Below are 10,523 nucleotides of genomic sequence, written 5' to 3' on the forward strand. Positions count from 1 at the left end.
CAGTTGTGTGGCGGACCTTGAGGGTTGTTGCGAGAACCACCGCCTTGAGCTGGCTTTGTGGATCCGATATCCGCTCCAGAAGCAATTGCCCGGCAGCGCGACCGAGCGCGCGTTTTGGCTGATCCACCGTTGTGATGCATTGGACGGTGAGAGGGTAGAGCATATCCGTCTGCACGTTAAAGGCGTCATCGAAGCCCACAACGGAAATATGTTCGGGCACGCGCACGCCGATCTCCTGGCAGTGGGTGATCACGCCGACCGCCGCAAAATCGCTGGCGGAGATGACGGCGGTCGGAATGGGAGTCAGCGACAGAAGCTGCCGAGCAGCGGCGATGCCGGCGTCGATATTGTAGTTTCCCTGCACAACCATGCGGTCCTCGACCTCAAGGCCACGCGCAGCCATACCCAGGCGGAAGTTGGCGAGCCGCTCGCGTGCGGTGGAGGATAGTTTGGGGCCGGCAATATAGGCGATCCGTCGGTGGCCGAGACCACAGAGATGATCCAACAGCAGGTCGATTGCCTGTGCATTGTCCGGCGTGACATAATCGTGAGTGCCGGATGCCGGGCGGCGATTTACTTAAACGCAGGGTGGCGCGTTCCTCAGAAGATCGAGGAAGTCCGCAGTCGACAAATCTGGCGCGTGCTCAGATCAAGCACATGGCCGCGGACACCGTGATCATCCGGACGGCTATGACCTTCGATAAACCTCGATCTGCGGCAGACGGCGCTCGCTCATCGTAATCAGTCCGATCCGCAATCTCCCGGGCATCCTTCAGACCCGGGGAGTGTGACATTCCAACTTTGCAGGAACAGGACATTCTAACTTTGCGGTTACATTCACAAGTTAGATAATCTATGTTATGGAACCTCTTTGTTTCTTACGGCGTGGGAAGAACCGATATCGGTTCGCATTTGGATCTGCGCATTGCTGATCTTGCTGCGGTCGATGTAGTTGGCGAGGCAGAGGCATGATGCGCCAGGCAATCTCGCGATATGTACGATCGCGAAGCCGTTCGAGGCCTGCTCCTGCAGGAACCCCTCTGCCATCGTCGTCTCCTAGTCGAAAATTCAGTGCGGTCCTGGCGCAGCGCGCATGGACCGATATCAGGCCATGAAGCCGGTCAGGAAATTCGCCAGCAGCGTCGGAAGGCTCGGCGAAGGGTAGCCGCCCTCCTGAACGACGAGCGTCTTACGGGCCAGACCCGACAGCAACTTGCCCATGTGTTTGAATCCGTCGTCATGGACGTTCATGCAGGCAAAGGGGTCCGACGCCGAAGCGTCGAGGCCGAGCGCGACGATTACCACGTCGGGGGCAAAATTCGACGCAGCCTCGCAGGCCGACTCGACCGCAGCGAGATAGGTCCGGCTGTCGCTCATCAGCGAAACCGGGAAATTCCGGTTAAACCCCAGACCGGCTCCTTCACCCTCTTCGTCCGCGTAACCGGAGTAAAAGGGGTAAAGGTATGCCGGATCGCCGTGCACCGACAGCGTGAGGACCTCGGCGCGGTCGTAGAAGATCGATTGAGTACCGTTACCGTGGTGGACATCTAAGTCGACGATCGCGACACGCAACCCTTGGGCGGCCGCCAGCTGTGCGGCGATTGCGGTGTTGTTGAGATAACAGAAGCCGCCGGCCTTATCGGCATAGGCATGGTGGCCGGGCGGGCGGCACAGTGCATAGGCCCTGTCCTTGTCCTCGCCTGACAGAACGCGCAACATGGCGTCGACGGCCGTGTTGGCGCTGGCGCGGACCGCCTCCCAGGTGCCGTCGAGCATGACGCAGCTGGCGTCAGCGTGAAAATATCCGGTCCGGCCGAGGATATCGAGGGGCTTGCGGTTCATCCGCACCGTCGGATGAACGCTCGCCCGCATCTCCGGCCCGTTAGCCGGCGACTTCTTCCATTCGGCAAAGCCGTTCTGGAGAAAATCCAGATAGTCGGCATCATGCACCGAGGCGATCGCCGCGCCACCGTGCTGCAGCGGCGCAAGTACCTTTACGCCGGCCTCGCTCAACCCCTGCTTCAGAAGGTCGATCCTTTCCGGCTGCTCCGGGTTCGGCGCAAGCCGGCCGCCTGAAAGCCGCGTCAGCGGCCGGTGCAGGGCCTGACGGTCGTCGCATATGGCCAGCATGGTTCCTCCTCCCGTGCCGGACCGATCAGCCCAGCTTGCCCTCCGAACGCATATACTCGTCAAGCGCAGTATCGAGCGCCCGCTTAAAGCGGTCGGCAATCTGGTCGATCTGGTCATTGGTGCAGATCAGCGGCGGTGCGAATGCTATCGCCGTGCCGAGCGAGCGGCAGACGAGGCCGTTTTCGAAGGCGTGGTTCTGCACCTTGATACCGAACTGCTGCTCCGGCGCGAAAGCCTCTCGCGTCGCCTTGTCGCGCACCAGCTCGACGCCCCACATAAGGCCGACGCCGCGCACTTCGCCGACCAGAGGATGGTCAATCAGCGGGTTTATGAGGCTGCCGAGACGGTCGCCGAGCGCCTTGACGCCGTCGATGATGCCGTCTTCCTCGTAGATGCGCAGGGCTTCAATGCCGACAGCGCAGGCGACCGGATGGGCTCCATAGGTGTATCCATGGCCGAAGACGCCGATCTTGTCGCTCTGTGCTTTCATGCCCTCATAGATGCGCTCGGACAGCAAGATGGCCGAGAGCGGCATGTAGGCCGAGGTCAGAGCCTTGGCGCAGGTGATGATGTCGGGCTGCATCTCGTAGGTCTGCGTGCCCCACCAGTTGCCGGTGCGGCCGAAGCCGGTGATGACCTCGTCGGCGACGAGAAGCACGTCGTGCTTGTTCAGTACCTTCTGGATCTTCTCGAAATAGGTCTTCGGCGGCAGCACGACGCCGCCGGTGCCCATGGCCGGCTCGGCGAAGAAGGCGGCGACCGTGTCCGGGCCTTCGGCGATGATCAGCGCATCCAGTTCCTCAGCAAGCCGGGTGGCGAAATCCTCCTCGGTCTCGCCCGGAAGACCGTCGCGATAGAAATGCGGGCAGCTGACATGCAGGAAGCCGTCGAGCGGCAGGTTCCAGTCGCGATGCAGATGCGGAAGGCCGGTGATGCTGGCAGAGGCGATCGAGGTGCCGTGATAGGCGCGCTTGCGGGCGATGATCTTCTTCTTCTGCGACTGGCCCTGCGAATGAAAATAGTACCAGATCAGCTTGACGGCGGTATCATTAGCTTCCGAACCGGAGCTCTGGAACAGAACCTTGGACATCGGCACCGGAGCAAGCCGCAGCAGGCGGTCGGACAGCTCGATGCCCGGCTCGGTCGCACGGTGGGCGAAGTTCTGGTAGTAAGGCAGCGTGTTCATTTGGCGGGTTGCGGCCTCGACGAGGCGCTTCTCGCTCATGCCGAGGGCTGCGCACCAGAGGCCGGACATGCCCTCAATATACTGCTTACCGTCGTCGTCATAGACATAGGCGCCTTCGCCACGCGTCATGATCGTCGGACCGACCTTCTCATGCAGCGCCAGATTGGTCTGCGGATGGATCTGCACGGCGATATCGCGCGCGCGGAGCGAGTTCTCAAGCATGGTTTCCTCCTGAAATCGGCCGGAACGGCCCAATATTATTGGTCGACAGCCTTGGATTTCGGCCTCTTGACGAATTGCGCGCCAATCAAAATAACAAGCGAGGCGACGACGAGCATGGACGAGATCGCCGCCACCGTCGGATCGACCTGATCGCGGATGTTGGCGAACATGCGTTTGGTCAACGTCGAGTTCGCGCCGCTCGAGACGAAAATCGAGACGATGACCTCGTCGAAGGAGGTGATGAAGGCGAACAGCATGCCGGAAAAGATGGAGATTCTGATCTGCGGCAGGGTCACCGTGGAGAAGGCACGCGCCGGCGAAGCGCCGAGACTGCGCGCCGCACGCTCCTGGTTGACGTCGAAGCCCTTCAGGCCGTTGGTCACAGCGATCATCACGAAGGGTATGGCAAGCGTGGTATGCGCCAGGATGAGGCCGGTCAGGGTGTTGTTCATGCCCAGCTTGGCGAAGACGAAGAACACGCCGATCGCGACGAAGATTAGCGGCACCATCATCGGCAGGATCAGAACGCTGCGGATGACGATGTTGAACAGGCTGGCGGACTTGTAGAGCCCGTAGCTCGCCAGAGTTCCGAGGATTGTCGCCAGCACCGTGGTTGCGCCCGCCACCTTGAAGGAGACGATCGCCGACTGCCGCCATTCCGGCGAGGTAAAGAAGGCGTCGTACCAGCGCAGGCTGAGCGCGCGCGGCGGAAACTCAAGATATTGCGAGTCCGAGAAGGACATCGGGATAACGATCAGGCAGGGAATGATCAGATAGGCGAGGATTACGCCAACGACGATATAGAGCCAGAGGCGGTCGCCATGGGTGATCTGGGTGGAGGTGGCCGGGGATTTCAACATCACACGCGCCCCCTGGTGACGCTTGCCGCCTTGAACAGCGCGTTGACGATCCACAGAATGGTGCCGGTGACGACCAGCAGCACCACGCTCAGGGCGCTTGCCGCACCCCAGTTTGCGAATTTGGCGATCATGTCGGCGATCTGCGTCGACCACATCGCCACGCGACCGCCGCCGAGCAGCGCCGGCGTAAGATAGTAGCCGAGGCAGAGCACGAAGATCAGCGCCACCCCGGTCGCGACACCCGGCAGCGACAGTGGCAGGAATACCTGACGGAAGGCCTGTGCCGGCGAGGCCCCGCAATTGGAGGCGGCCCGCAGCAGAACAGGATCGATCGTCTTCATCGAGGCATAGAGCGGAAGGATTAGGAAGGGCAGCATGATATGCACCATGCCGATCACCGTTCCGGTGAGATTGTTGACCAACGGCAACGGCTCCGAGATCAGGCCGAGGTCGGTGAGCCATGTGTTGATCAGTCCCTGGCGCTGCAGGAGAACCAGCCAGGCATAGGTGCGCACCAGAACAGAGGTCCAGAACGGCAGGATGATGAAGATCATCAGGATCTGCGCCGTCTTTTCCCGGAGCTGCGACAAAAGATAGGCGACGGGATAGCCGAGGATGACACAGGTGAAGGTGACGATCGCCGCCACCTTGAAGGTGGTCAGGAAGCTTTCGACATAAGCCGGGCGCGACAGGCGGACATAATTTTCCGCCGACAATGCGCCGGTAGCGTCGTAAAGCGACATCCAGGCGAGCCAAGCGAACGGGATGATCAGCACCAGCATGACCAGCACGAAGGCCGGCACAGACAGGCCGACGAAAGCGAGGTTGTTGTTGCGGCGCGAGCGGTGCAACGCGCCTGTGTTCAGCGAGAATTCCTCGATATGGGTTTGCGCAAGTGTCACGGCCGCGCACCTTCGACGATGACGCTCGCTTCCGGCATCATCCACAGGGCCAGCTGCTCGCCGGGTTTCGGCAGGGCGGCACTTTCGCCACTTGTATGGCGGATGGAGATTTCCGTGCTCTGCGGCAACTCCAGCGACACCATGTGGCTGTCGCCAAGATAGGTTACGTCGATCACCCGTCCCTCGATGCGGTTGTCCTGCTCGGCGGTTCCGTGCCACCGCAGCCGCTCCGGTCGCAGCATCAGGAACGCGTCGCCGACTGTCTTTACTGGTGCGTTCGCAAGTCGCAGACGTTCGCCGTTCAGCGTGTAGTCCGAGCCGTTTCTTGTAACCGGTACGAAGCGCGTATCGCCCATGAAGCCCGCGACAAACTTGCATTTCGGCGCGTCGTAGATCGCCTTCGGTGTGTCCAGCTGCATGATGCGGCCGCAATCCAGGACAGCGATACGGTCCGACATCGTCAACGCTTCCTGCTGGTCGTGGGTGACATAGACCGTGGTCATGCCAAGCGTGCGATGCAGGCGCTTCAGCTCGATCTGCATGTGCTCGCGCAGGTTCTTGTCGAGCGCCGAAAGCGGCTCGTCCATCAAAAGCAGCTTCGGTTCGAAGACGATGGCGCGCGCCAGCGCCACGCGCTGGCGCTGGCCGCCCGACAATTCGTCGATACGCCGCTCGGCCAAATGCGCCATGTGGACGGTTTCGAGCGCCTTGGCTACCTTCGACTTGATGGTCGCCGCATCCGCCTTCCTGAGCTTTAGAGGATAGGCGACATTGGCGAAGACGTCCATGTGAGGAAAGAGGGCATAGCTCTGGAAGACCATGCCCAGGTTTCGCTTGTGCGGCGGCCTTGTGATGAACTCGGCATTGTCTACCAAGAGACTGCCGCTGTCGGGCTGCTCGAAGCCGGCAATGACATTGAGCAGCGTCGTCTTGCCCGAACCGGAGGGCCCAAGAAGCGTCAAAAATTCTCCGGCGGCGATATCCAGGGATATGCCGTCCAGCGCCTTGTAGCTTCCATAAGCCTTGTGGATCTGGCGGATCGAAACTGCACCCGATGTCATTGCCGTTCTCCGTACGAGGCCAACGTCAGTTCGACATCAGCAGGCTGTAGTCCTCGCGAACGAGGGCGTTGTTGTCGCGCCACCAGTTGGCGTTTAGGAAGGTCTGCTTCTTGACGTTTTCCGGAGACATGTTGGACTTCGCCAAAACTTCGGGCGTGAATTGCTTCACTTCGAAAGCCTTGGAATTGGTCGGGCCGTAATAGGGCATCATTTCCGGAATGCGCGCCTGCACTTCTGGCGAGACGACGCCGGCGATGAACGTCTGCGCATCGGCAGCATGGGGCGAGCCCTTGAGGATCGCGAGGCAACCATAGCCGAGGATCGCGTCCTGATAGGTGAACTCGACCGGCGCGCCGTCCTTGATGACGTTTGCGACACGGCTACCCCAGATCGCCATCATGTCGACTTCGTTGTCCTTGATCAGCTGCGCAGATTGTGCACCCGAAGACCACCAGACGGAAACGTTCTTCTTGATCTTGTCCAGGGAAGCCAGTGCCCGCTTGGTGTCGAGCGGATAGAGCTTGTCCTTGTCGACGCCGTCTGCGAGCAGCGCGATTTCCATCATCTCCTGCGGATAGGTGCTGAGCGCGCGGCGGCCGGGAAAGTTCTTGACGTCCCACAGATCCTTCCAGCCCTGCGGCTTCTTGTCCTTGTAGACATCGGTGCGCCAGGCGAGCACGACGGAATAGGTGTTGGTGGCGATCCAGTTGTCGCCATAAGCGAGCTTGTCGACGCCGTCCGTGCTGACGACCTTGTAGTCAATTGGCTCGAACAGGCCTTCCTTGCCGCCGACGGCGCATTCGTCGGCACCGAGATGGACGACATCCCAGGTCGGCGATCCCGATTGTACCTGGACGCGGACGGCGGCGAGCCCATCATGGGTCTCTTCGCGCAGCTCGACGCCGGCCTTGTCGGCGGCCGGCTGCCAGATCGTCTTGCGCAGGTCGGTCTGCAGATTGCCGCCGAAGCCGGCAACCGTCAGCGTAGTGCCGGCCGCGAATGCAGGCGCCGTGACGGACGCGATTAGGGCCGCGCCGATCAGGCAGGCCGCTTTATGTCTCAGTGAGATCATGCTTGCTCCTCCAAAAACAGATCCTGCGCCGCCCGCCGTTCCCATGGCGGGATCGACACGGTCGACAAGTCGACGGCCCCATGCAAATCTGGTTGATGAAATGAACTAAATTGTTCACGTTGTCAACTATATCTTGATGGCGATTTCGCGGATGTGATCGGATGCCCGCAAATCTCGCAATGCTAGGAAAAACAGAATGCCGCAAGGAAAGACACGATCACGCAGCCGCGACGAACTGTCAGAAAAATCCGGCGATTATTTCAGCGGAGCCGCTGAAAGCCCGGAAAAGGGTGCCGACATCCGTGACCTGTTTTCCTTCCAGCTCCAGCGCCTGGCCGGACTGTCGACCCGTATCGCCGCCCTGTCGATCCGCCCGAAATATGGCCTGACCCCACGTGAATGGCGCGTCCTGGCGGTGCTCAAATATCTGGGCGAAGTGCCTCTCCAAGAGCTGGCAAAGCACAGCGGTCTGCTGAAAAGCCAGATGAGCCGTACGGTTTCCACTATGATCGAGCGCGGCTACATCGCAAGAACCGCCAATCCGGAAGACGGTCGCAGCATTCTTCTCCGGCTCAGTCCCGAAGGCGCAGTGCTGTCGCGCCGGATCCTCGACGATTCATTCCAGCGCAACGAAGAAATGCTGGCGACACTGAGCCATGCAGAGCAGCAGATCCTGGTCGAACTTCTGCGGCGCGTCACGCGCACGAGCAGCAAATACTACCACACTTTGCGCAGCGCCGCCTCGCAGTCCGATCTCAAGAGCATTGATGAGGAATGACCCGTCGCCGGGATTTCCGAATTAAAATAGTTGACAATGTGAACAAATAAATCCATCTCTGTCGCACGTCGGATGGAGGGTAGGATGACGGCAGACGTCGTAATCTGTGAGTGTTTTGCGCGAGATGGTTTGCAGCATGAGACCGTGCCGGTCACTGCAGACGATAAGGTCGCGTTGATCGACGCATTCTCGGATGTCGGCTTCCCGCGTATTGAGGCGACGAGCTACAGCAGCCCCGTTCACATCCCGGTGTTTGCCGATGCCTCCGAGGTGCTTTCCCGCATCGCAAGACGTTCGGGTACCTTTTACAAGGCGACCTGCCCCAACCCGAAGGCCGTGCAGCGGGCTGTCGCGGACCTCGACGCCGGCTATGGCGCCGAGGAAATCAGCCTGCTGGTTTCAGCAACCGAATCTCACACACAGAAGAACCTGCGGACGACACGTGAGGGCCAATGGCAGAACGTCGCCGAAATGGTGCGCCTGGCCGCCGGACGCTTCCGCCTGATCGGCGTTATCTCCATGTCGCTCGGCTGCCCTTTCGAGGGAAAGGTGGACCCATCGAGCGTGCTGGAGGACCTTGCGCATTTCGCAGAGCTTGGCGTCAGTCACGTCACCGTCGGCGACACGACGGGTCACGGCACGCCGACTTCGGTCCGGAGTCTGTTCGAGCGGATCGCCCGCGAACTGCCGAGCACGACGCCGATCGCCCATTTCCATGACAGCCGCGGCACCGCGCTTGCGAATTGCTTTGCCGCTTATGACGCCGGCTGCCGCTGGTTCGACAGCGCCATCGGCGGCGTCGGCGGTCATCCTACACAGATCAAGTATGGTGCGGGCTTTACCGGCAATGTCGCAACGGAAGATCTCGTCAATCTCTTCGAGGCGGAAGGCATAGATACCTGCCTCGATCTCGACAAACTGCGGGAAGCTTCGCGTCAGTGCGAAGCCGTCCTCCGGCGTGAACTTATGAGCCGTGTCGCCCGCAGCGGTTTCGGCCATCTGGCAGCATAGGATTTCGGCATGACCGACCCAACGACTTCCGTCCTCCTCGTCGAAACCCGCAGCGCCGTGCGCATCGTCACCATGAACCGCCCCGACAAGCTCAATGCCCTTAATACCGAGCTGACGCAGGCGATCCACGACGCACTTCTGGCTGCCGATCAGGACCCGGGCATCCGCGCCATCGTGCTCGCCGGCAACGGCCGTGGTTTCTGCGCAGGCGCGGACCTTACAGAATTCGACACGCTGACGCCGGCCAATCAGGATCTGGTGGACAAGCGCGCCGATCTCACCTGCCGGACGCAGGCGATGATGCAGGGCCTGTCCAAACCCGTCGTCTCCGCGGTCCAGGGCGCCGCCATCGGTGGCGGCGCGGGTCTCGCCATCGGTTGCGACATGATGGTGGCGGCGACCAATCTCAAATTCGGTTATCCCGAGCTCAAGCACTCCATCGTCCCGGCGCTGGTCATGACCGGATTGCAGCGCTCGCTCGGCCGCAAGGCGGCCTTCGAGATGATCAGCCTCGGCCGCCTGATCGGCGCCGACGAGGCGCTGTCGCTCGGACTGTGCAACCGTATCGCCGCTCCGGAAGAGGTTGTGGATAAGGCCATCGAGATCGCCGAGGCCTGGGCTGGCGCTAATCCACAGGCCATGGCCGCGGCAAAGACGCTCTACTATCATGTCGCCGACCTTTCTTATGCGGACGCCATGGCCGCCGGTCGCGCGCTCAATGCCAAGATGCGTGGCTTCCGCAAGGAGGCGAAATGAAACCGCTTCAGGGCATCCGCATCCTCGATTTCTCCCGCGTGTTGGCCGGCCCGATGGCGACGCAGATTCTCGCCGAACTCGGCGCCACGGTCACCAAGGTCGAACGTCCGGGTGGCGGTGATGAATCGCGTGTCTTCGAACCGCGCTTTCCGGGCGGTGAAAGCGCCTATTTCTTCGCTTTCAACCGTGGAAAGCGGTCGATGACGCTAAACCTGAAGTCGCCCAAGGCGCAGGCTATCGCGTCGAGACTTGCCGCCCGGCACGACGTCGTCCTGGAAAACTTCCTGCCCGGCGACATGGACAAGTTCAATCTCGGCTACGAGTCGCTGTCAGCGCTCAATCCGAAGCTTATCTACGTCTCGAATACCGGTTTCGGCCAGAGCGGTCCCTACAAGGATCGGGCCGGCTACGACACAGTCTTCCAGGCGCTATCGGGCGTCATGCATCTGACCGGCCATGCGGATTCACCGCCGGCCAAAGCAGGTGTGCCGATCGCGGACCTGACGGCCGGGCTGTGGATCGCGATTTCCATTCTGACTGGCCTC

General features: G+C 61.0%; 12 protein-coding genes. 4 read left to right on the forward strand and 8 right to left on the reverse strand.

The genetic code is table 11. The annotated features are described in order from the left end of the window. The 8 genes from RTX98_RS05000 to RTX98_RS05035 all read right to left on the reverse strand — a co-directional run. The coding region (locus tag RTX98_RS05000; protein WP_312795019.1) for a substrate-binding domain-containing protein at nucleotides 1-505 on the reverse strand (505 nt) is incomplete at its 3' end. Between the two features lie 353 nt (nucleotides 506-858). Further along, a complete protein-coding gene (locus RTX98_RS05005) occupies nucleotides 859-1,047 on the reverse strand; it encodes a hypothetical protein (RefSeq protein WP_312795020.1) in 189 nt (62 codons plus the stop codon). Nucleotides 1,048-1,104: 57 nt separating this feature from the next. Next, entirely contained in the window at nucleotides 1,105-2,130 is a 1,026-nt protein-coding gene (locus tag RTX98_RS05010; protein WP_312795021.1) for a histone deacetylase family protein, read from the reverse strand. Between the two features lie 25 nt (nucleotides 2,131-2,155). After that, on the reverse strand, nucleotides 2,156-3,538 hold the full coding sequence (locus tag RTX98_RS05015; RefSeq protein WP_312795022.1) for an aspartate aminotransferase family protein: 1,383 nt from the start codon (nucleotides 3,536-3,538) through the stop codon (nucleotides 2,156-2,158). A gap of 35 nt (nucleotides 3,539-3,573) precedes the next feature. Further along, a complete protein-coding gene (locus RTX98_RS05020; protein ID WP_312795023.1) occupies nucleotides 3,574-4,398 on the reverse strand; it encodes an ABC transporter permease in 825 nt (274 codons plus the stop codon). Further along, a complete protein-coding gene (locus RTX98_RS05025) occupies nucleotides 4,398-5,300 on the reverse strand; it encodes an ABC transporter permease (RefSeq protein ID WP_312795025.1) in 903 nt (300 codons plus the stop codon). The genes RTX98_RS05020 and RTX98_RS05025 overlap by 1 nt, the downstream gene beginning before the upstream one ends. Further along, on the reverse strand, nucleotides 5,297-6,361 hold the full coding sequence (locus RTX98_RS05030; RefSeq protein ID WP_312795027.1) for an ABC transporter ATP-binding protein: 1,065 nt from the start codon (nucleotides 6,359-6,361) through the stop codon (nucleotides 5,297-5,299). Before RTX98_RS05030 ends, RTX98_RS05025 begins: the two co-directional genes overlap by 4 nt. A gap of 25 nt (nucleotides 6,362-6,386) precedes the next feature. Further along, nucleotides 6,387-7,433, reverse strand: coding sequence for an ABC transporter substrate-binding protein (locus RTX98_RS05035; protein ID WP_312795029.1), 1,047 nt, complete (start codon nucleotides 7,431-7,433; stop codon nucleotides 6,387-6,389). A gap of 196 nt (nucleotides 7,434-7,629) precedes the next feature. Between RTX98_RS05035 and RTX98_RS05040 the strand changes: the two genes are divergently transcribed. The 4 genes from RTX98_RS05040 to RTX98_RS05055 all read left to right on the forward strand — a co-directional run. Beyond that, complete coding sequence (locus RTX98_RS05040; RefSeq protein ID WP_312795031.1) at nucleotides 7,630-8,211, forward strand: MarR family winged helix-turn-helix transcriptional regulator; 582 nt, start codon at nucleotides 7,630-7,632, stop codon at nucleotides 8,209-8,211. An 84-nt stretch (nucleotides 8,212-8,295) separates the two neighbouring features. Next, nucleotides 8,296-9,222: a hydroxymethylglutaryl-CoA lyase gene (locus RTX98_RS05045; protein ID WP_312795032.1), complete on the forward strand. Its 927-nt coding sequence runs from the start codon at nucleotides 8,296-8,298 to the stop codon at nucleotides 9,220-9,222. Nucleotides 9,223-9,231: 9 nt separating this feature from the next. Further along, nucleotides 9,232-9,978 (forward strand): enoyl-CoA hydratase/isomerase family protein, encoded by a 747-nt coding sequence (locus RTX98_RS05050; protein ID WP_312795033.1) that lies wholly within the window; start codon nucleotides 9,232-9,234, stop codon nucleotides 9,976-9,978. Then, a partial coding sequence (locus RTX98_RS05055; RefSeq protein WP_312795034.1) for a CoA transferase occupies nucleotides 9,975-10,523 on the forward strand: 549 nt, incomplete at its 3' end. The genes RTX98_RS05050 and RTX98_RS05055, both read left to right, overlap by 4 nt.

It is taken from the genome of Tianweitania sp. (assembly GCF_032053605.1).
GTDB lineage: Bacteria > Pseudomonadota > Alphaproteobacteria > Rhizobiales > Rhizobiaceae > Tianweitania.

Excerpts from the sequence above, each read along its gene's own strand:
- RTX98_RS05005 (WP_312795020.1), bottom strand. The coding sequence starts at position 1,047 with ATGGCAGAGGGGTTCCTGCAGGAGCAGGCCTCGAACGGCTTCGCGATC.
- RTX98_RS05010 (WP_312795021.1), bottom strand. The coding sequence starts at position 2,130 with ATGCTGGCCATATGCGACGACCGTCAGGCCCTGCACCGGCCGCTGACG.
- RTX98_RS05015 (WP_312795022.1), bottom strand. The coding sequence starts at position 3,538 with ATGCTTGAGAACTCGCTCCGCGCGCGCGATATCGCCGTGCAGATCCAT.
- RTX98_RS05020 (WP_312795023.1), bottom strand. The coding sequence starts at position 4,398 with ATGTTGAAATCCCCGGCCACCTCCACCCAGATCACCCATGGCGACCGC.
- RTX98_RS05030 (WP_312795027.1), bottom strand. The coding sequence starts at position 6,361 with ATGACATCGGGTGCAGTTTCGATCCGCCAGATCCACAAGGCTTATGGA.
- RTX98_RS05035 (WP_312795029.1), bottom strand. The coding sequence starts at position 7,433 with ATGATCTCACTGAGACATAAAGCGGCCTGCCTGATCGGCGCGGCCCTA.
- RTX98_RS05040 (WP_312795031.1), top strand. The coding sequence starts at position 7,630 with ATGCCGCAAGGAAAGACACGATCACGCAGCCGCGACGAACTGTCAGAA.
- RTX98_RS05045 (WP_312795032.1), top strand. The coding sequence starts at position 8,296 with ATGACGGCAGACGTCGTAATCTGTGAGTGTTTTGCGCGAGATGGTTTG.
- RTX98_RS05050 (WP_312795033.1), top strand. The coding sequence starts at position 9,232 with ATGACCGACCCAACGACTTCCGTCCTCCTCGTCGAAACCCGCAGCGCC.